The 241-nt window shown below is 57.7% G+C and carries 1 rRNA gene; it reads right to left on the reverse strand.

From position 1 onward, the window contains the following. Positions 1–241 (reverse strand): 16S ribosomal RNA (locus tag ACTHTA_RS11610); the annotation flags it as partial.

Here is a 241-nt window from a genome sequence, read left to right on the forward strand (position 1 = left end):
CTCCCCTACCGCACTCTAGTCTGCCCGTACCCACTGCAGGCTGGAGGTTGAGCCTCCAGTTTTCACAGCAGACGCGACAAACCGCCTACGAGCTCTTTACGCCCAATAATTCCGGACAACGCTTGCACCCTACGTATTACCGCGGCTGCTGGCACGTAGTTGGCCGGTGCTTCTTCTGCAGGTACCGTCACTTTCGCTTCGTCCCTGCTGAAAGAGGTTTACAACCCGAAGGCCGTCATCC

Origin of the sequence: Neisseria sp. P0013.S005 (assembly GCF_051958425.1) — a bacterium.
GTDB lineage: Bacteria > Pseudomonadota > Gammaproteobacteria > Burkholderiales > Neisseriaceae > Neisseria > Neisseria subflava.